Annotated in this window: 18 protein-coding genes and 1 tRNA gene; 14 read left to right on the forward strand and 5 right to left on the reverse strand. The window is 63.4% G+C overall.

Annotated features, from left to right (window positions below; genetic code table 11):
• Positions 1-357 precede the first annotated feature (357 nt).
• The 4 genes from ponA2 (at position 358) to B586_RS18300 (ending at position 5,123) form a co-directional block, all read left to right on the forward strand.
• Positions 358-2,778, forward strand: a complete 2,421-nt coding sequence (gene ponA2, locus B586_RS18285) for a transglycosylase/D,D-transpeptidase PonA2 (protein WP_054879197.1) — start codon at positions 358-360, stop codon at positions 2,776-2,778.
• A gap of 66 nt (positions 2,779-2,844) precedes the next feature.
• Complete coding sequence (locus B586_RS18290) at positions 2,845-3,867, forward strand: metallophosphoesterase (RefSeq protein WP_054879196.1); 1,023 nt, start codon at positions 2,845-2,847, stop codon at positions 3,865-3,867.
• Positions 3,864-4,979, forward strand: coding sequence for an L-cysteine desulfhydrase Cds1 (cds1, locus tag B586_RS18295; protein ID WP_047316656.1), 1,116 nt, complete (start codon positions 3,864-3,866; stop codon positions 4,977-4,979). The genes B586_RS18290 and cds1 overlap by 4 nt, the downstream gene beginning before the upstream one ends.
• A 70-nt stretch (positions 4,980-5,049) precedes the next feature.
• Positions 5,050-5,123 (forward strand) — tRNA-Pro (locus B586_RS18300).
• Positions 5,124-5,268: 145 nt separating this feature from the next.
• Here B586_RS18300 and B586_RS18305 read toward each other — a convergent pair.
• Positions 5,269-5,961, reverse strand: a complete 693-nt coding sequence (locus B586_RS18305; RefSeq protein ID WP_054879195.1) for an SDR family oxidoreductase — start codon at positions 5,959-5,961, stop codon at positions 5,269-5,271.
• 150 nt (positions 5,962-6,111) lie between these two features.
• On the opposite strand from B586_RS18305, the gene B586_RS18310 reads away from it, so the two are divergent.
• A complete protein-coding gene (locus B586_RS18310; RefSeq protein ID WP_054879194.1) occupies positions 6,112-8,013 on the forward strand; it encodes a neutral ceramidase in 1,902 nt (633 codons plus the stop codon).
• 63 nt (positions 8,014-8,076) lie between these two features.
• On the opposite strand, the gene B586_RS18315 is transcribed toward B586_RS18310, so the two are convergent.
• Both B586_RS18315 and B586_RS18320 read right to left on the reverse strand, forming a co-directional pair.
• Positions 8,077-8,451 carry a VOC family protein gene (locus B586_RS18315; protein ID WP_047316239.1) on the reverse strand — a complete coding sequence of 125 codons (375 nt, stop codon included), beginning with the start codon at positions 8,449-8,451 and terminating at the stop codon, positions 8,077-8,079.
• A 424-nt stretch (positions 8,452-8,875) separates the two neighbouring features.
• The gene (locus B586_RS18320) at positions 8,876-10,249 is read right to left on the reverse strand and encodes a cytochrome P450 (protein WP_082607693.1); all 1,374 of its coding nucleotides are present in this window, start codon (positions 10,247-10,249) and stop codon (positions 8,876-8,878) included.
• A gap of 581 nt (positions 10,250-10,830) precedes the next feature.
• On the opposite strand from B586_RS18320, the gene B586_RS18325 reads away from it, so the two are divergent.
• Positions 10,831-12,033 (forward strand): PPE family protein, encoded by a 1,203-nt coding sequence (locus tag B586_RS18325; protein WP_054879193.1) that lies wholly within the window; start codon positions 10,831-10,833, stop codon positions 12,031-12,033.
• Between the two features lie 29 nt (positions 12,034-12,062).
• On the opposite strand, the gene B586_RS21505 is transcribed toward B586_RS18325, so the two are convergent.
• Positions 12,063-12,404, reverse strand: coding sequence for a hypothetical protein (locus B586_RS21505; RefSeq protein WP_168162488.1), 342 nt, complete (start codon positions 12,402-12,404; stop codon positions 12,063-12,065).
• Between the two features lie 338 nt (positions 12,405-12,742).
• Between B586_RS21505 and B586_RS18335 the strand changes: the two genes are divergently transcribed.
• From B586_RS18335 to B586_RS18345, 3 genes are all read left to right on the forward strand, one after another.
• Positions 12,743-13,171, forward strand: a complete 429-nt coding sequence (locus tag B586_RS18335; protein ID WP_236971326.1) for a MerR family transcriptional regulator — start codon at positions 12,743-12,745, stop codon at positions 13,169-13,171.
• 282 nt (positions 13,172-13,453) lie between these two features.
• Entirely contained in the window at positions 13,454-13,936 is a 483-nt protein-coding gene (locus tag B586_RS18340; protein WP_047316234.1) for a nitroreductase family deazaflavin-dependent oxidoreductase, read from the forward strand.
• An 89-nt stretch (positions 13,937-14,025) separates the two neighbouring features.
• Positions 14,026-15,405: a cytochrome P450 gene (locus tag B586_RS18345; RefSeq protein WP_054879191.1), complete on the forward strand. Its 1,380-nt coding sequence runs from the start codon at positions 14,026-14,028 to the stop codon at positions 15,403-15,405.
• Between the two features lie 64 nt (positions 15,406-15,469).
• Here the strand turns inward: B586_RS18345 and B586_RS18350 are convergent, their stop codons facing one another.
• Positions 15,470-15,838 carry an STAS domain-containing protein gene (locus tag B586_RS18350; protein ID WP_236971328.1) on the reverse strand — a complete coding sequence of 123 codons (369 nt, stop codon included), beginning with the start codon at positions 15,836-15,838 and terminating at the stop codon, positions 15,470-15,472.
• 169 nt (positions 15,839-16,007) lie between these two features.
• On the opposite strand from B586_RS18350, the gene B586_RS18355 reads away from it, so the two are divergent.
• The 5 genes from B586_RS18355 to B586_RS18375 are packed head-to-tail and all read left to right on the forward strand — an operon-like array spanning position 16,008 to position 20,606.
• Complete coding sequence (locus B586_RS18355; RefSeq protein ID WP_054879189.1) at positions 16,008-16,910, forward strand: STAS domain-containing protein; 903 nt, start codon at positions 16,008-16,010, stop codon at positions 16,908-16,910.
• A 20-nt stretch (positions 16,911-16,930) separates the two neighbouring features.
• Positions 16,931-17,329, forward strand: coding sequence for an STAS domain-containing protein (locus tag B586_RS18360; protein ID WP_047316230.1), 399 nt, complete (start codon positions 16,931-16,933; stop codon positions 17,327-17,329).
• Entirely contained in the window at positions 17,322-17,738 is a 417-nt protein-coding gene (locus B586_RS18365) for an anti-sigma regulatory factor (RefSeq protein WP_231584656.1), read from the forward strand. Before B586_RS18360 ends, B586_RS18365 begins: the two co-directional genes overlap by 8 nt.
• Positions 17,731-18,357, forward strand: a complete 627-nt coding sequence (locus B586_RS18370; RefSeq protein ID WP_054879188.1) for a SpoIIE family protein phosphatase — start codon at positions 17,731-17,733, stop codon at positions 18,355-18,357. The genes B586_RS18365 and B586_RS18370 overlap by 8 nt, the downstream gene beginning before the upstream one ends.
• Positions 18,354-20,606: a SpoIIE family protein phosphatase gene (locus B586_RS18375; protein ID WP_047316228.1), complete on the forward strand. Its 2,253-nt coding sequence runs from the start codon at positions 18,354-18,356 to the stop codon at positions 20,604-20,606. The genes B586_RS18370 and B586_RS18375 overlap by 4 nt, the downstream gene beginning before the upstream one ends.
• Positions 20,607-20,648: the final 42 nt, after the last annotated feature.

Consider the following 20,648-nt stretch of genomic DNA (forward strand, 5'->3'; position numbering starts at 1 on the left):
AGCTGTTCCCTTCCTCCCGGCCGCAATTCACGGCCGCCCTCCTCGGGTGCAGACCCTGCTGCGATCTACGCCACACCATCCTCATTGCTGTTATCTACATCTCACTGTGTGTCTAAGTTAGGTGGTCAGCCGCCAATTGCGCAACAGTCTGATAACGGTTTTTTTGGGACGCGCGTGCCGTCCCGCCCTGATCCTGGGACATTGAAGTAACATTGCGGGCCCGTTTAGGGGGCTGACCAGTGACGCGAGCGAAAACTTCGGTGCGGGCCTCGATAAAGCCGCTGATCACCGGCCGCTCAAATTTCTATGCGGCTTCACCGCGTGTCGCCACAACTGGGGGTGGTTAGTGTAGTACGCATGTCGGAGCGCCCCCCAGCCGTCCTCACGGTCCTCAAGCTTGCGGGGTGTTGCCTGTTGGCCGGCGTCGTCGCCACCGCAATGATGTTCCCGTTGGCCGGCGGACTGGGGCTGATGTCTAATCGCGCCTCAGAAGTGGTCGCCAACGGATCGGCCCAACTTCTCGAGGGCGAGGTGCCCGCGGTATCGACAATGGTCGACGCGAAGGGAAACACGATCGCGTGGCTGTACTCGCAACGCCGATTCGAGGTACCCACCGACAAGATCGCCAACACCATGAAGCTGGCCATCGTTTCCATCGAGGACAAGCGTTTTGCCGACCACAGCGGTGTGGACTGGAAGGGCACCCTGACCGGGCTGGCCGGCTACGCGTCCGGCGACGTGGACACTCGCGGCGGTTCGACGATCGAGCAGCAGTACGTGAAGAACTACCAGCTGCTGGTTACCGCCCAGACCGACGCCGAAAAGCGTGCGGCCGTCGAAACCACCCCGGCGCGCAAGCTGCGCGAGATCCGGATGGCGCTCACGCTGGACAAGACGTTTACCAAACCCGAGATCCTGACCCGCTACTTGAACCTGGTGTCGTTCGGCAACAACTCGTTCGGCGTGCAAGATGCGGCGCAGACCTACTTCGGCGTCAATGCGTCCGACCTGAATTGGCAACAGGCGGCACTGCTGGCGGGCATGGTGCAGTCGACCAGCACGCTCAACCCGTACACTAACCCCGAAGGTGCGTTGGCCCGGCGAAACGTGGTGCTGGACACCATGATTGAAAATCTGCCGCACGATGCCGACGCGTTGCGCGCCGCCAAGGCCGAGCCACTGGGGATATTGCCGCAGCCCAACGAGCTGCCTCGGGGCTGCATCGCGGCAGGCGACCGGGCATTCTTCTGCGACTATGTCCAGGAGTATTTGTCACGTGCCGGGATCAGCAAGGATCAGCTGGCCAAGGGCGGCTACCTGATCCGCACCACGCTTGACCCAGACGTGCAGGCCCCGGTCAAGGCGGCCATCGACAAGTTCGCCAGCCCAAACCTGGCGGGCATCTCCAGCGTGATGAGCGTCATCACGCCGGGCAAGGATTCCCATCGCGTGGTTGCGATGGCCAGCAACCGCAAGTACGGGCTGGACACCGATGCCGGCGAAACCATGCGACCGCAGCCGTTCTCCTTGGTCGGCGACGGCGCCGGGTCCGTCTTCAAGATCTTCACCGCAGCCGCCGCGCTGGACATGGGTATGGGCATCAACGCCACCCTCGAGGTCCCGGGCCGGTTCCAGGCCAAAGGGATGGGAAGCGGCGGAGCCAAAGGGTGCCCCAAGGAAACCTGGTGCGTGATCAACGCCGGTAACTACCGAGGGTCGATGAACGTCACCGACGCGCTGGCCACCTCGCCCAACACCGCGTTCGCCAAGCTGATCCAGCAGGTCGGGGTGACGCGCACGGTGGACATGGCGATCAAACTCGGCTTGCGGTCCTATGCAAACCCCGGCACCGCCCGCGACTACAACCCGGACAGCAACGAGAGCCTGGCGGACTTCGTCAAACGGCAGAACATCGGTTCGTTCACCTTGGGACCGATCGAGGTCAACGCGCTGGAGCTATCGAATGTCGCGGCGACGCTGGCATCCGGTGGGGTGTGGTGCCCGCCGAACCCCATCGGCAAGTTGTTCGACCGCAACGGCAACGAAGTTGCGGTTACTACTGAGACCTGCGATCGGGTGGTGCCTGAGGGTTTGGCCAACACGTTGGCCAACGCGATGAGTAAAGATGCAGTGGGCAGCGGCACCGCGGCGGGTTCGGCCGGGGCAGCGGGCTGGGACCTGCCAATGTCAGGCAAGACCGGCACCACAGAAGCCCACCGGTCCGCCGGCTTCGTGGGCTTCACCAACCACTATGCGGCGGCCAACTACATCTACGATGACTCCACCTCGCCAACGGATCTGTGCTCCGGTCCGCTGCGCCACTGCAGTGACGGTGACTTATACGGCGGTAACGAGCCTGCCCGCACCTGGTTCACCGCAATGAAGCCGATCGCCACCAACTTCGGTGAGGTGCGCTTGCCACCGACGGATCCGCGCTACGTCGACGGCTCTCCCGGTTCACGGGTGCCCAGCGTGGCCGGACTGGATCTGGACGCGGCGCGTCAGCGCCTGAAGGGGGCGGGTTTCCAGGTTGCCGATCAACCCACCTCGGTCAACAGCAACGCCAAGCTCGGCGAGGTGGTCGGCACCACACCCAGCGGCCAAACAATTCCGGGTTCGATCATCACAATTCAAACCAGCAACGGCATCCCGCCGGCTCCGCCACCGCCGCCGGAGGGCGGCCCGCCGATGCCGCCCCCAGTCGGATCGCAGGTCATCGAGATTCCTGGCCTGCCGCCGATCACCATTCCGTTACTAGCGCCCCCGCCGCCCCCGTAGACCCTCAAAAGGCGATGTACCACCGGAATTGCGTTGTCGGTCCGCGACCGGCAGTAGGCTGCCTGCATGGCTGACGCGCGCCCGACTACCCCGTTTAGCACCGGTCCTGCGGCCCGCTCGAAAGTTAGCGGTCGCCGGGCGTGGCCCATCCTGATCCGCACCGGCGCCGTTGTGCTCGGCTCCACCGCCGCAGGGATCGGTTATGCCTCGATCGTCGAGCGCAACGCGTTCGTCCTGCGTGAGCTGACCATCCCGGTCTTAACACCGGGCTCCACGCCGCTGCGAGTGCTGCATATCAGCGATATGCATATGCTGCCCCACCAGCGCCGCAAACAAGCCTGGCTCCGCGACCTGGCCACCTGGGAGCCCGACCTGGTGGTCAACACCGGTGACAACTTGGCGCATCCCAGGGCGGTACCCGCGGTCATCCAAACCCTGGGTGATCTGTTGTCCCGCCCGGGTGTCTTTGTGTTCGGCAGCAATGACTACTTCGGGCCACGCCTAAAGAACCCGGTGAACTACCTGACCAACCCGAGGCACCGGGTCCGTGGTGAACCGTTGCCGTGGCAGGATCTGCGGGCGGCGTTCACCGAACGTGGCTGGCTCGACCTGACCCACACCCGCCGCGAGTTCGAGGTGGCTGGACTGCACATTGCCGCCGCAGGCGTGGACGACCCGCACGTCGGCCGGGACCGGTACGACACTATCGCGGGCCCAGCCAGCCCGGCCGCGAACCTGCGGCTGGGGTTGACCCATTCGCCGGAACCGCGGGTGCTGGACCGCTTCGCCGCCGACGGCTATCAGCTGGTGATGGCCGGCCACACGCACGGTGGCCAATTGTGCCTGCCGTTCTACGGAGCCCTGGTAACCAACTGCGGCCTGGACCGGTCTCGGGCGAAGGGGATATCACGCTGGGGTGCGGATATGCGGTTGCATGTCTCCGCGGGGATAGGCACCTCACCGTTTGCGCCGGTGCGATTCTGCTGCCGACCCGAAGCCACCCTGCTGACGTTGATCGCCGCCCCGATGGGCGGTCGAGAGTCCAGGAGGAATCTGGGCCGTTCGCAACCAACGGCTGCAGTGCGTTGAACGGGCGCACCGAGATCGTGGTCCGCAGCCTGCCACGAAACTGGGCCGACAACGCAATCCGGCTGATCGAGGCCGACGCCCGGCGCAGCGCTGACACCCACTTGCTGCGGTACCCGCTGCCGTCGGCCTGGTGCACCGATGGCCTCGGTGTCCAGGTCGAGCTGTACCTCAAAGACGAAACGACCCACATCACCGGCAGCCTCAAACACCGGCTGGCACGCTCGTTGTTCCTCTATGCGCTGTGCAACGGGTGGATCAACGACGGCACCACGGTGGTGGAGGCGTCGTCGGGTTCAACGGCGGTCTCCGAAGCCTACTTCGCGGCGTTGCTAGGTCTGCCGTTCATCGCCGTGATGCCGGAGGCGACCAGCGCCTCCAAGGTGGCGCTCATCGAATCACAAGGCGGCCGTTGCCATTTCGTGAAGAACTCAAGCGAGGTCTACGCCGAGGCTCAGCGTGTCGCGCAGCAGACCGGCGGGCACTATCTGGACCAGTTCACCAACGCCGAGCGTGCGACCGACTGGCGCGGCAACAACAACATCGCCGAGTCGATCTACATGCAAATGCGCGAAGAGCAGCACCCCATCCCGGAATGGATTGTGGTCGGCGCGGGCACTGGCGGAACCAGCGCGACGATCGGCCGCTACATCCGCTATCGGCGACACCAGACCCGATTGTGTGTTGTCGACCCGGAGAATTCCGCGTTCTTTCCCGCCTACGCCGAAGCCCGATACGACATCGTCATGCCCGCGTCGTCCCGCATCGAGGGCATTGGACGGCCGCGAGTCGAGCCATCATTCCTGCCCGGGGTGGTCGACCGCATGGTCGCGGTTCCCGACGCGGCGTCGATCGCCGCCGCCCGCCACGCCAGCGCCGTGCTCGGGCGCCGGGTGGGCCCGTCGACGGGTACCAACCTGTGGGGAGCGTTCGGCCTGCTCGCCGAGATGGTGGCCGCAGGCCGCAGCGGTTCGGTGGTCACTCTGCTCGCCGACAGTGGCGACCGCTACGTTGACACCTACTTCAACGACGACTGGGTCAGCGCCCAGGGACTCGATCTCAACGGGCCTGCTGAGGCGCTGGTGGAGTTCGAACGCTCGTGCCGTTGGAGCTGACTCGCACTGCCCAGGGCACCGGGATTTGGCCAGTCGGGCGGCCGGTGCGATAGGCTGTCGTGGCTTCAAGCGGGGTGTGGCGCAGCTTGGTAGCGCGCTTCGTTCGGGACGAAGAGGCCGTGGGTTCAAATCCCGCCACCCCGACCCAAAGATCCTGGTAGCAGGCGTACCTGGGTAGCTTTCCCGGCCGATCGTTGCCATCGACGGCCTCATTTAGCTAACCGTCGGTGAACGTGACTGCCTCGTCGCGTCCATGACCGCTAGCTCGGCCGGCGCAAGCCGGACACGCCTATGCGGTGACCAGGCTGTTCATCGACAGCGGCGTCCCGAAGTAAGCCGCTTCGGGGTCGACGACGACGGTCTTGGCTTCGCCTTGCCGGTCCAAGACTTCCTGAGCCATCTGCTCGAACGAGATCTTCCTCGGCCCTCCGACATTCTCGATGCCGCTCAGTGGTTCGCCTGCTGCCACGCGGGCGACCTCGGCCGCGAGTTCTGCGGCAGCGATGGGCTGGATCAGCGCGTCCGGTACCCGTACTTCATCGCCGACCGTGAGCGACGCTGTGATCGCATCGGTGAATTCTGCGAACTGGGTGGCGCGCACGATCGAGTAGGGAATCCCGGATTCTTCGATGAGCTTCTCTTGGGCGAGCTTCGCCCGCAGGTAGCCGCTTTTGGGTAATTGGTCGGCACCAACGATTGACACCGCGACGTAGTGTCCGACGCCAGCTACCGTCGCGGCAGCCACCAAATTAGCCGTCGATTTGGTGAAAAACTCCATCACCGGTCCGTCGTCGAATGAGGGCGAGTTAGAGACATCAACGACCACGTCGGCTCCAGTCAGCGCGTCAGCAAGACCTGCCCCGGTAAGTGTGTTGACTCCAGTCCTGGGCGACGCTGCCACCGCCTCGTCGCCGTGGTCGCGCAATTTGTCGACCACGTGCGCCCCGAGGACCCCAGTGCCACCAATCACGACGATCTTCACGGTTTCCTCCTGTCGGAATCGTTGCCGAGACGCTGGAGGCTGGCTCCGATCATACGCAGAGAGCCGCTTGAATCGCGAGAGTGCAACTGGCGACGCCCACAGGAAGGAATAGGTCGGCAACTGCACTTTCGCGGCTGGATAGGCTAGGCCATGTTCAATGTGGGCCGCGGTATCGCCGACATCACCGGTGAGTCAGCGGACTGCGGCATGCTCGGCTACGGCAAGTCCGATCAGCGCACCGCCGGTATCCACTTTCGACTTCGGTCCCGGGCGTTCATTTTCGACGACGGACATGCCCGGTTACTGCTGGTTGTTGCCGACCTACCGCTGCCCATGCAAAGCGTGACTGACGAGGTGCTGCGCCAGTTGGCCGATCTGTATGGCGGCGCCTACTCGGAGCAGAACACGCTGATCACGACGACGCATACCCACTCCGGGCCCGGCGGGTACTGCGGACAGCTGCTGTACAACCTGACGACGAGCGGCTTTAGGCCGGTGACATTCGCCGCGATCGTTGACGGAATCGTCGAATCGGTGGGACATGCGCACCGCGACATGGCACCCGCCACGGTGACGCTGTCGCACGGGGAGCTGCACAACGCGAGCATCAACCGTTCGCCATCGTCGTTCGACCGCAACCCCGCAACCGATAGGGCCTTCTTCCCACACCGCATCGATCCGCACACCACGCTGGTCGGTATCGAAAGGGGCGACCGCCCGGTGGGCGCTATCCATTTCTTCGCCACCCACGGCACGAGTATGACCAACCGCAACCGCCTCATCTCCGGAGACAACAAAGGCTTCGCCGCCTACCATTGGGAGCGCAGCGTCGGTGGCGGGGATTACCTCGCCGGTCAGCCCGACTTCATCGCGGCCTTCGCACAGACCAACCCCGGCGACATGAGCCCGCGCGTCGATGGGGCCAGCACTTCCGCCGCCAGCCCGGACCATGGGATAGAGGGCACGCGCCGGGTGGGGTTACGCCAGTTCGAGGATGCCGTCAAGCAGTTGGGCAGCGCGGCACCCATCGGCACAGGTGTTGATGCGCGGTTCACCTACGTCGATCTCAGTTGTGTTCTCGCGCAGGGCGAATACACCCCCGACCGCCAACCGCACCGTACCGGGCGCCCAATGATTGCCGCCGCCACCATCGCGGGTACCGATGACGGCGCCGGGTTCGGCGGCTTCTATCAAGGACGAAACCCGTTCTGGGACAGGATATCTAACGCTATCTACCGGTTGGCTACATCAGTACGGGCGGTACATGCCCCGAAGGGCATCGTGATACCCGCCCGCCTGCTGAACCGGATGCATCCCTTTGTCCAGGAGGTCGTTCCTGTTCACCTCATGCGGATCGGTCGGCTCTATTTGATTGGCATCCCCGGCGAACCGACCATTGTCGCGGGGCTTCGGCTTCGTCGCACCGTCGCTTCAATTGTGGGCGCCAAACTTGCCGACGTGCTCTGCGTGGGCTACAGCAACGCCTACATCCATTACGTGACAACACCTGAAGAGTATCTTGAACAACGCTACGAGGGCGGCAGCACACTGTTTGGCCGATGGGAGCTGCCCGCTCTCATGCAAACCGTGGCCGGACTAGCCGAGGCAATGCGAGACGGCCGTCCGACGTTACCCGGCGACCGGCCGCCACCCCATCAACCACTGAGCTGGGTGCGCGACGCCCCAGCCGATAACGGTCGTTTTGGCACCGTCATCGCTGAGCCGTCGGCGACCTACCGAGCCGGCGAGGTGGTAGAAGCCGTGTTCGTCAGCGCGCTACCGAATAACGATTTACGGCGCAACGGCACCTACCTCGAAGTGATCCGTCAGGTGGGCGCAAGTTGGGTGCGAATCGCTGACGATGGTGATTGGTCAACGAGTTTTCGGTGGCAGCGACAAGGACGGGCCGGGTCGCGCGTCACCATCCGCTGGGAGATTCCCAGCGCGGCCACGCCCGGGCAATATCGCATCGTCCATCACGGGACCGCACGCAACCGCGATGGCAGGCGGCAGGCATTCACCGGCAGGACTCGCGAATTCACGGTTTCCTGAGGGCGGCGCCCAAGGGCCCCGGCCACGGAGCCCACCGTCGCAAATCTCCGATCACGTTGAGAGTCAAGCGATCAGCCCTGGAACCGGTTGGAGGAACTCCAACCGGTTGTCGAACGGGTCTGCGGCGCAGAAACGCCGAAGACCGGGAAAGTCGTCGTCCCATTGCACTTGATGGCCGGAGGCCGCGATTCGCCGAGCCAGCGCATCGATGTCACTGACGAGGATGCCTGGGTGCGCTTTGCGGGCTGGCCGGAACTCGGACTCGACGCCAAGATGAAGTTCGAGGTCACCGGCCCGAAACCAGGCGCCACCACGCTCGGCGAGAACTGAAGGTTTAGCGATCTCGGTCATCCCGAGAACGTCGATGAAAAAATGCCGTGCACGGTCTTCTTGGCCCGCAGGCATCGCCAGCTGTACGTGATGCAGCCCCCCGAACATGCTCTGGATTGTTCCCTACACGTCGCTGGCTCGCTGGCAGATTAAGAAAACCGCCAAGAAACCGCCGTCGGTTGCCCTACCCGGCTTGATGACTTAGTGGGACCCCATCATCCCGGGTCCCATCATCGTTTTCATCATCGACGGCATTCCATCGCACACAATTCCGCCGACGATATGAAGACTCCTCGTCTGAGATATCTCAGTGTCAATGTAGTTGCTGCAGATACTGTTTCATCACGCTGAAGCCCCGGCGCTGCGACCTAGGAGCACTCGGGCCTGTGGTGGTGGGTAACTGTGGGACCAGCCCCAACATCGCCGGCCCCATTGACCGCCGGCTGTTCAATCGGCGGTAGCGGGGCAGGGGAACGACCCGTAGCAATCGAAAGACCGCGGTGGCGGTTTCCAACTTGGTTCGCAACTACCTCTAAAGCGGACGGAACTGCACCATGGTGCCGCAGCGGGGTGCAAGCATGATGGAGCGGCGCACGATCTTCTCGGGCTTTTCGTTGACAGCGATAAATTCGCCGCCGCGCAGCAACACATGCAGCACGGTGATCAACTCCCGCATGGAAAAGCTCGCGCCCAGACAGCGTTTGAGGCCGCCGCCGAACGGAACCCACGCATAGGTTTGCGGTCGGATGCCAAGGAACCGCTCGGGACGGAACTCGTTTGGCTGCTGATAGGTATCGGAGTTGCGGTTAATAGCGATGATATGGATGACAATTCGCGTGCCGGCATCGACACAGTAGCCGCCAATGGGAAACGGCTGCGCAGCAACACGGGCCGTGAAGGGCGCGGGTGGACGTATCCGCAGAGTCTCGTTGATCACCGCAGTCGTAAAGGCCTCGTCACCATTTACGGCTTCGGATTGCACGCGTCGGAGCGCATCGGGATGGTGCAACAGAAGATCGAACGCCCATGCCAACGTGGTCGCGGTGGTTTCGTGACCGGCCAGCATCAGGGTGATCAGATCGTCTCGAATTTCGCTGTCTGTCAACCGTTCTCCGTCGTCTCCACGAGCGCACAGGAGCAACGCCAGAATGTCGACTTGCTCATTCAGTCGCGGATCGCGTCTCCGCCGAGCGATGAGCGGCATGACGACGTCGTCGATCTCCCTGTTGGCATGGTCCCGCTGAGGCCATACCCGCAACGCACCGAGGCGACGTAGCGCGTAGCGGACAGTCAATTGCTCCGAAACACCCAGATTCAAGAGACGTTCGAATGGCCGGCCCACTCGTCGCACCTCGTCGGGATCATCAACTCCAAAGATGACCCTGACGATCACGTCCAGCATCAGCGACCGCGCTGCCTGCAACATCTCGAACGGACGATCAACGGGCCAGCTGCGCATAGCCGCGCGGGCGGAGTTCTCCATGATCGGCATATAACTGCGCAGCGCAGCACCGTGCAGCGCAGGCGTCAAGAGTTTGCGCCGCCGCAGATGTTCTGGCTCCTCCTGCACAAACATCGAACCGGACCCGTAAATCGCCGCCGCGGGTCCCACGCCTTCTCCCCCACGCAGAACATCTGCCGGCGCGGTGAAAACCTCCTTAGCCAGCTCCGGGTCTGACACGATCGCCACCTTGCCTAGGCTGAGGATGGGCATCGTCATGATCGGTCCGTACCGACGTATCAACCGCAGCATCCGGCGTTCGCCGCCCACCAGATAGGCGACCGCATACGCTGCGGCAAACGCCGGACGAAACAGGCGCGGGGCGGGTAGGCCCGGTGGGCAGGGCAACCAATCCGGTGCGCTCTTCCGCCGAAGTGCGGATGATGTCACGCCAACGGCTCCCATCAAAGTAACGAGAAATGACCCGTTTCTAATCACAGCGAAACACGGCGTTTCTGACGGGTCAAGGCAACGACATTCCGCTTACGTCGGATCAGCGAACGCCAACCCTACTTCCGGCAATCCATCGCCCATGAGCCGATGGCTCAACCGAGTCGCACGAGGCAAAAATATCCGGTAGCCTTTGTTACTGCATCAATCAATAGTCGTTCAAGGACATTATATCCTATAGGATATAATGTCCTTGAGTTACATTGCCGCGCGCGGCTGCGCAGTCGGTTCGTAACTTGACCCGTGAACCGCCTCGGGAGGAGAAGAACCAAAGATCGTTAGTGACGTTGCAGTGGCTTCGCCAAGGTAGGCGGCGATGAGCGCGGTGGTAGCGGCGTCGCGACACGACCGCTGACCCTGATTAGGGCGCAGCAGTTGATTTTAGGCACAGGCGCCGTCAGCGGCTGATCGGGCAACGGGGGCTACGGATCTCCTGACCTTCTCGGCTGCACAGCTGCCGGTGCGATATCGACGCTGAACGCAATGCGGCCACGAGGCCCACCACTGCCTGCACAACCATGAGATGGAGCACTTCGATGAGTTTCACGATGTTGCCGCCGGAGGTGAACTCCGCCCGGATGTACGCCGGCCCGGGGTCGGGTTCGATGCGGGCCTCCGCGGCGATCTGGGAGGGACTGTCTGCTGATTTGCACTCCATGGCCGAGACCTACGAGTCGGTGGTGTCGCGCCTGACCAGCATGCAGTGGCGAGGTGCCTCGTCGGCGGCGATGGCGGCTGCGGCCATCCCCTACACGCAGTGGCTGGCCACCACCGCCGCCCAGGCAAAGCAAACAGCCATCCAGGCCATGGCGGCAGCGACAGCATTTGAGAATGCATTCGCAATGACGGTGCCCCCGGTGGTGATCGCGACCAATCGCGCCCAGCTGGTCTTGCTGATAGCGACGAACCTTTTCGGCCAGAACACCGCGGCGATCGCGAGCACGGAGCTCGCCTACCAGGAGATGTGGGCCCAGGACAGCGCCGCGATGACCGACTACGCCGCCGCCTCAGCGGCCGCCTCGGCGACGTTGCCGCCGTTCACGTCTCCGCAGCAAGACGCCAACCCCGAGGGTCTGCTCGCGCAAAGCGCTGCGGTCGCTCGGGCCGCCGCTGACGATGGCAACTGGCTGGGCAACCTCCTGGTAGAGATCGGAACATTTCTCATACCTATTGCCCCTGAGTTGTCGCCCATATTCATCGCGGCAGGCGAGGCCATTAACGCAATACCTTTTCCGAGTTTCCTCGCTGATGACTTCACGATGCTTGATGGCATATTGGCTGTTTACGCAACAATCTCTGCGACCCAAAACATCTTCTCGATGGGCACCGGATTCATCGGCGCCGAGAACAATTTGGGCCTTATTGGCACCACTGCGCCCGCGGCGGGAGAATCCCTGGCCGAAGGACTGGACCCAATAGTTGCCTCGGTGAACTCCATCGACCGTGCGATGGCCGGCGCTGGATTGCGCGCACGGCTGGGCGAGGTGTCCGCGTCGTACCGCAACGCGGGTTCGATCGGACAGATGTCTGTGCCGGCCTCGTGGAGCGCACCGGCGACGGTCACTAATGTCAAGACATTTCAGGCCACCCCGCTGACCACTCTGGATACCGGCGACACTGCGGCGACCGGGATGCCCGGACTGCCCGGGACGCCATCGTCGGGGACGGGGCGCGGCGGCGTGGTGCCCCGATACGGGGTAAAAGTCACCGTAATGTCACGCCCCCTCGCCGGAGGATGACCACGGTCACGTGCGGCCCGCGCCGCGAGTCACAGCCCGCCGGCGTCGGACAGTTTCGCGTGGTTGTCCCGACGACGGGCATGCTGCACCCGGGCCAGCCCAACCCAAGGCGCCACTATGGCCAGCACCAGGGCCACGGTCGCGACCACGGCATGTCCGGTTGCCAGCGCAAAAAGACCCACTAGCAGGCCGGCCGCCCAGCTCGCCGCCGCTATCACACCGGGCACGCTGACACCGCTCTCGATGGATTCATTGGTGCGGCCGGGTGCGGCAGGCGCGGGGTCGACGAGGCTGTTTCCGGTATAAACCATCATCACTCCCAGCGAGATAGGTTGCCAGACAACGCCATTCGAACGGCTAATATCCGCCAACAGGAAAGTGCAGGAGAAGCACCCGGTGTTGCGCCGCCGCCTTCACCGATGCCACCGCATTGGGGAACGCTTCGCAGCAACTATATCCCAGAGATACTGTTTCTGCACTATTCAAATTGCTGTTGTTCCGGCCCTGGCTCTCGAGCCGCTGGCCGCGAGTGTACCTGGCAGCATGGCGAGGGGTCGAAGGGTGGCCGGCAATGCCAACGCGCGCAGCGGCGTGGCTAACGCGGCCAGGTAGTGCCCTGCTTGGTCGCGCTCACGCGTACAGCCACTCCCATGCCTCGGTGTTAGTTGCTCGAGGCGAAATGTCCGCATCTCGCCGGCCATCAGTACGGTTGCAGCGATCTTCACGCACCAGTGACCTCGCCCGGGCGGCCGGCACGACCGCACCTGCCATCCGCTACTACGAGGAGATCGGCCTGCTACCTCACCCGCACCGGGTAGGCTGCCAGCGCCGCTATGGCGAAGATGACGTGCGGCGACTGACATTCGTCCGGCGCTGTCGCGACTTCGGATTTTCGATTGAGCAGATCCGAACCCTGGCAACGCTGAATCAGGACAACGACCGTTCCTGCAAGGAGGCCCGTGACATAGCGGAGGCCCATCTTGGAGCAGTGCGCGAGAAATTGCTGGACCTGCGCGCGCTCGAGCACCGTATCGCTGGGTTGATCGAAACCTCGGACACGTTCTGCCGCGGTGGATCTGGCGCCGACTGCGTTGTGCTTGAAGACCTCTCCAAACCGGCGGAACCGTACCCGAGTTGACCGGCTGGATCGCGACTAAGACGATCCGGCGTGTTGAGCCGCTCGATGGCGGACGGTTAGTTGTGCACATCCGTTACGCCACAACGACTCTTCGACGACCCGGTACCCGTTGGACCACGCTTCGGACGCTGTTGGGGCTTACTATAGCTCTAGGCAATAGTTGCAATAGAGTCGATAGTGGAATTGGCGCCCGCCAATGGCGAGAATTGGTCGCGGCTGCCCCGGGCGGTCGTTGCCGTCGCATGCGAAGCGGCCGTAGTCGGTTGCTGAAAGGACGGAATCGTGCAGATCGTCAAGAATGTCCACCCGCCAACAGGGTTGACCCGGTTGCTGTTTCGCGTTCCGATCTACCTGTATCGCGCGGGGCTCGGCCCGATATTCGGGCAACGCCTGTTGCTTCTTCGTCATGTCGGGCGAGTATCGGGGAAACAGCGTCAAACGATCCTCGAAGTTGCCGAACATGATCCAGCCGATGACAGCTTTGTCGTCGCGTCGGGATGGGGGCCGACCGCCGCGTGGTACCGCAACGTCGTACACATGCCCGAGGTCACGATACAGGTCGGCCAGCGAACCATACCGGTGACAGCGGTGCAGCTGACCAAGGACGAAGGCGCGGAAACCTTTGCCAGGTATGGGATGAAACACCGCAGGGCCGCGAAATATCTGCTCCCCCGGGTGCTCGGCTTCTCGGTCGATGGCTCCGAGGCCGACTTCCAAGCGGTGGGGAGGCACCTGCCATTCATCCGATTCGTCCCACGGCCCTAAGCCGACAGGTCCGCGATGCCCGGATGCGAACTGAGGGCAAACAGGCAATGGCGTGGGTCGTCTGGTAGCCCGGAAAGTTAGGACAACGGATGAAATGCGGGACTGTTCCCGGGCCCAGTGGCGCCGAGGCGCTGCGATGGTGGGCACGCATGGTCCGCAACCCACTGGCCACCTACCTCGGACTTCAGCGAGCCTATGGCGACGCGGTGCGCATCCCATTTCGCCGCAACCGGCCACTGTTGCTGCTAAGCCGGCCTGAACATGCCGAACATGTCTTAGTGGCGCACCAGCGCAACTACGTCAAGGCAATCACCTATCGCCCGCTGCGCGCCTTCCTCGGCTCCGGGCTATTGACCAGCGAGGGAGAGATATGGGAGCGGCACCGCGGCATCATCCAGCCGGTCTTCGCCCGCCGTCAGCTCAGCGGGTTCGCCCCCGACATCGTGGCGGCAGCCCAACACCGCACGGCCATGTGGCGCGACGGCGACATCGTCGATGTGTCCGCCCAGATGCGTGCCCTTACCCTCGAGATCGTCGGCCGAGTGCTGTTCGGCGCGCCGCTAGGCGGCTTCGCGCAGCGGGTTGGCGACGCTCTGGCCGCCGTGCAACATGCGACGGTCGTCGGAGTGCTGCTAGCAGGCGCCACGCCGCAACGGCTCAGCTGGGGGTGGCTGCGCCGCATACCCGGCGTCGCTGGCCCCGCCAACAGGCTCGATGGCATCGTGTCCGAGATCATCGCTCAGCGCCGCTCCCAACCGCGTCGCGGCGGCGGTGACCTGCTCGACCTCCTGCTCACCGCGGGCGATCGCGGCAATTCCACACTCGATGACGCCGAGCTCCGCGATGAGGTGCTGACGCTGATGCTTGCCGGCCACGAAACCACCTCCAACGCGCTCACCTGGGCTCTCGCGCTGCTGTCCCGCTTCCCCGCCGCCCGGCGTCGGTTGGAGGCCGAGGCCGACGACGTGCTCGCCGGCCGCCGCCCCGCCGACGCCGACGACGTCGATCGACTCTGTTTCACCGAAGCGGTCATCAACGAAGCGATGCGGCTTTATCCGCCTGCGTGGACCCTAGAGCGCGACGCCATCGACGTCGACGACGTCGCCGGAATTCCGGTTACTGCCGGAACAACAGTCGTGGTACCACCGTATTTGCTGCACAGGCACCCGGAGTTCTGGCCAGACCCTGAAGGTTTTGATCCACAGCGCTTCCTGACCGACACAGACCGGCCCCGGTACGCGTTTATGCCCTTTGGCGGCGGGCGCCGCATATGTGTGGGCGCTGGCTTCGCAATGTTTGAGGCCAAACTGTTGTTGGCCAGCATCACCCAAGAATATCGCCTGGATCTGGTATCTAGCGGTATGCCCACCGCGCAAGCGGAGATCACCTTGCGGCCCCGCGGTCCGGTACCAATGCGGCTGGTGTCGCGGCGCAACCACGCAGACGATGGACCGCAATACCAGGCGTGACACGCGGCGGTAACGTGTCGCTGATCGAAGCGACACCGACCGGGAAATCTCGGCGCACGCGGCGCTAGCGGTTGAACTTGCCGTCCCGCACGGCGGTTAACGCGTCGTCCAGCGTCGGGTACATCGCAAATGTCTTGTCCAGACCGGTCAGATGGATCGGCCTTCTGGTCGCCGGACCACGTGCCACCACCCCAAACTCGATGGATTTGTCGAGTTTTTCGTAGGTCGACGCCAGGATCTTCAGCCCCACCGAACCGAGGAACTCAACCCCGGACAGGTCGATGACCAGCGCCGTCGGACTGTCCGCAAGCACTGCGCCGATGGCTTGCTCCAACGCCGGCGCGGTAACCAAATCGATTTCGCCGCTGACACTGACCACGGACACCCCGTCGTGGTCCGCAACCACGGTGGTAATGGAATCAGGTGCTGACAATGGCGATCCTTTGTCCGGGTCTTTAGGTGTGCTGCAAGCCTAACCCGCGTTGCGAACTGCGAGAAGACGAACACCTCAACACTCCGCATTAGCGCGGCCCAGGCTAGTCTCGCGTTATAGCACGCGCCCTGCAGAGCGCGACACGCATTTGGAGGCCTGGGGAGGCCACATGTCTGATTCGCCGACGGATCGCAGCAGTACCAACGCCGCCACCCAGACAGTCAGCGTTTCCACCGAGGGTTTGCTGCCACAGCTGGTCCAGCATTTGCGGCGCAATCGAACCGCGCTGCGCGAAGAGTGGGCCCGCAGAATTACCGAGGCCAAATTGCTCACCGCGATGACACCGGAAGAGCTGTTTTCGGAAGCTACCGCGGTGTACGACAATTATGTCGAGGTACTCGAGACCGGTAGCGTCGAGGCGTTGCAGGCCTACGCGCGCGACCTGTCAGAGCGCATTATCCCGCGGGGTGTGGAGACGGACGAGGTGATCGGGATCGTGCTGCTGCTGCGTGACGTGCTCGCGCGCTCGCTGTTCGAGAAGTACCAGACCGAGTTCGACATGCTCAACCGGGTGCTGGACGCCTACGAGCCGGCGGCCAACCGCATCGCCAATACCGTGGCCGTCAGCTTCGTGCAGGAACGCGAGCGGATCATCCGCCAGCAGCAGGAGGCAATTCGCGAGCTATCAACGCCAGTGCTGCAGGTGCGTGAGCAGCTGCTGATTTTGCCAATCATCGGCGTGCTCGACAGTCAGCGCGCGCGGCAGGTCACCGAACAGCTGCTGCGCGCCATCCGAGCCAATCGCGCAAAAGTCGTCGTCATCGACATCACAGGTGTGCCCACCATTGACTCGACGGTGGCAAACCACCTGGTGCAGACCGTCGACGCGTCGGGGTTGATGGGGGCAAGCGTGATCATCACCGGACTGTCCTCCGAAATTGCCCTAACGCTGGTGACGATCGGATTGGATTTGTCGAAGATGAACGCGGTCGGTGACCTGCAAGGCGGTATCGAAGAAGCCGAACGCCTGCTGGGTTACGAGGTCACGCGCGCTGGCGAGGCCACCGGGTGAACGCATAGCACGGGCACCCCATGCCAGTACCAATCCTGAAACAGGGCGCGATTCTTATCGCCTCGGTGCAGGCCGCGCTCACCGACTCCGACACCGAGCGGCTTCGGCACGATCTCATGGAACAAGTGAGCCGGTTCCGCGCACAGGGGATCGTTGTCGACGTCACCGCCATCGATGTGATGGATTCTTTTGCGGCCCGATCGCTGCGGACGATCGCACACATGACGCGGCTGCGGGGGGCAAACACCGTGATTGTGGGTCTGCAGCCAGAGGTAGCGTTTGCGATGGTCCAACTCGGCCTCGAGTTCGACGACATGAACACCGCGTTGGACCTAGAAGAAGGAATCGCGCTGCTGAATCGGCAAATGCGACTTCCAAAGTCGGCGAAATCAACGATCGGGCGCGACGGTGGTGGATGACCCAGGAGTTGTGGTCGTTGACATAGACAACCCCGACGACATTGTCGCGGCGCGCAAGGCCGGACATCAACTCGCGCTTGATCTCGGGTTCTCCTTGACGGATGTCACCATGATCGCCACGGCAATTTCAGAAGTCGCACGCAATATCACCAGCTACGCCGGCCACGGTTTGGTTCGGGTTGCGGTCGAGGACCGGGAGGGCCGCAAGGCGTTGGTGGTCCGCGCCGAGGACGATGGTCCCGGCATCGCCGACATCGAGCGTGCAATGGAAGACGGCTACTCGACCGCGCGCGGGCTGGGCCTGGGCTTGCCTGGGGCCCGCCGCCTGATGGACCGGCTGATGGTGGAATCCGCACTCGGCCACGGAACTGTCGTCGAGATGTGGAAATGGGTTCCGGCTCATGCATAGTCACGGCCGACTGGGGCCTATCGAGTGGGCGACGGCGGGACGTCCACGGCCCGGGGAGCAACTGTGTGGCGACCGGTCGATAGCAGTCGGCGTCGAGGGTGGGGCTGCCCTGTTCGGCGTGCTCGACGGGCTCGGTCACGGGCCGGCTGCCGCTGGCGCCGCACTGGCCGCGATGGAGGCCTTGGAGCGCGCCCACCAGGAACGGCTCGAAGTCTTGGTCCAACTCTGTCACCGTGTGCTGGGCCGCACCCGGGGCGCCACGATGACCCTGGCGCGCGTCGATTTCGACACCAACATGCTGTCCTGGACAGGGGTGGGAAACGTTACCGCCAACCTCGTCGCCAAGACTGCCCGCGGAATCTACGTCCGGTCGTCGGCGCGCCTGGCCGCCGGCATCGTCGGTTACCGGATACCGGAAATTTCACCCGCACAAGTGGTTTCGATGCGCACCGGCGACCTACTCATCATTACCAGCGACGGCATTTCCGACGATTACCTGGACAATATCGATTTTGCTGCCTCCACGATGGTTATAGCCGAACAGATCCTGGGTAAACATGCCAAGGAAACCGACGACGCGATGGTGCTGGCCGCACGTCATCGAGGTGCCTCGAGATGACCGACACCGACAACTTTCACGCCCGTTACTTCGCCGCGCTGCAGTCCTATCTGACTGCACGTGATGAGGACAGCCTGGCCGTCGGCCATGAGCTGGGGCGCCGAGCCTTGCAAGAACGGATCAGCATGCTCGATATCATCGAGCATCACGTCCAGCTGATCTTAGAACTCTCCAAGGACGCCCGAGTCGACACGCTGATCGCACTGGAATTTCTGTTGCAGGCCCTCGCGCCGCTCGACGTGGCAACTCGGGGATTTCTCGACGGCACCAAACGTTACGCGGAACAGCGCGCCCGGGCCGAGGGTCTCGCCGATCGCGACAAGTTCCGCACCGCCCTGGTGAATGCCTTGCAGGATGGGTTCTTTGTTGCCGATCACGAGGGTACGGTAGTCGAATTGAATGACGCCTTGGCTGAGATCATCGGCTATCCGGCGGACGGTGTGCCCTACCCCTGGCCCCACCCGTGGTTGGTGGACACAAAGGCGGCGAGCCAACAACAAACCTTGGTCCGTAAGCACGGTAGCGCCGAGTACGAGACACCGATCCGCCATCGAGACGGCCATCTCGTGTGGGTGACGGTGAGCATCAATGTGGTCCGGGGAACGGGAGTCGATCAAGATTTCTACGTGGGGACGGTGCGCGACATCACCGCGGAACGCGCGTTTGCGGCTCGGGAAAGCGCAGTCCTGCGCCTGGCTACGGCCGTGGCTGTGGCCAAAAGCGTGGCGGAGGTGCTGTCGATCACGCTCGACGAGTGCCGAGCAGCGGTCGACGTGCAGCGCGTGATCGCGGTCATGTGGCCGCCGGACCAGCATTTTCAAGGCGAGCCGACCATCCAGGTGGCGGGCGAGGGCTCCGAGTCGACGTGGCGCGAACTCGATCCGTGGTTGCGAAGGACACTTCAAGATGCACGCCACCAGTTGCCATTGACAGCCAAGACGGTCGAGCGGCCGGACTCTCCGGGTAAGGCACAAGGATTGGTCGCGATGCTCTCCGGCGCCGGGGACGTCGCGCTATGGCTGGAGCTTCGCGTGCCTCGCTGGGTCAGCGCGGAGGATCGGCTGCTGATCACGGTACTCGTCGGCCACCTCAGTCTGGCCATGCAGCACGTCCGTCAGTTCGAAAGTGCGCGCGAGACGTCGATGACGTTGCAGCGCGCGTTGCTGCCGCCCGTCGAACCGCCGCCGGGTTTTACGGTGCGTTACGAACCCGCTGTCCCACCGTTGGAAATCGGGGGCGACTGGTACGACGTGCTGTCGGTCGACGATCACCGCATCGGCATCGTGGTCGGCGACTGTGTAGGTCGCGGTTTGCCAGCCGCCGCGATCATGGGCCAGTTACGCAGTTCTGCGCGCGCGCTGTTGCTCACCGGCGCCCAACCCGCAGTGTTACTCGAACAACTGGACTCGGCGGCATCGCTCATTCCAAATGCGTACTGCACCACGGTGTTCCTGGCGACCCTGGATACCGAATCCGGGATCCTGCAGTACAGCAACGCTGGCCACATGCCCGCCGTGCTCGCTGGGGTTGGGTCGGGGTCCGGTTCCGGCGTCGGCACAGCGGTATTGACCGGTGCCACGTCCGTGCCGCTCGCGGTCCGCCGCGATGAACCTCGTCCGCAAGCCTTTCAGATACTACCGTCTGGCTCGACACTGATGCTCTTCACCGACGGCTTGGTCGAGCGAAAGCACGAGTCGATAGACGACGGAATCGCCCGCGCAGCAAACGCATTAGTAGATACGATGAAGTTGCCGCTAAATGCCGTGGCAGATGCGGTGCTTCGCGAGCTGGCTCCAACGGCGGGATATGACGACGATGTCGCGATGGTGATATACCGACACCAACAGGCGCCGCTTCGAATCGAAAGCGATGCCTCCCCTGATAAATTAGCGACGATCCGGCACCGGCTTGCCCGGTGGCTGCTGGCCGCTGGCGTTCCCGATGCACTGGCAGCCGACATCGTGCTCGCTGTCAACGAAGCATGCACCAACAGCGTCGAGCACGCATACCGCGGACATAATGTCGGGACAATGCTGATCGAAGTCGAGGCCGTCGATGGCGAAGTCCACGCTCGGGTGGCCGATTCCGGTTCGTGGAAGGAACCGGCCGTCGACCCGAGGAGCGGCGGACGAGGCTTGATACTAATCAGGACCATCAGCGACTCGGTAGAACTGGACAAGTCCCCACCCGGAACCACGCTCGATATCCGCTTTCAACTGCCGGCGGCAGCCGAGCCGGTCACTCACTGAAAAAACAGCAGCACAACTGATTTCGATGCAGTCACCGCCATA

The organism is Mycobacterium haemophilum DSM 44634 (assembly GCF_000340435.2).
Taxonomy (GTDB): Bacteria; Actinomycetota; Actinomycetes; order Mycobacteriales; family Mycobacteriaceae; genus Mycobacterium; species Mycobacterium haemophilum.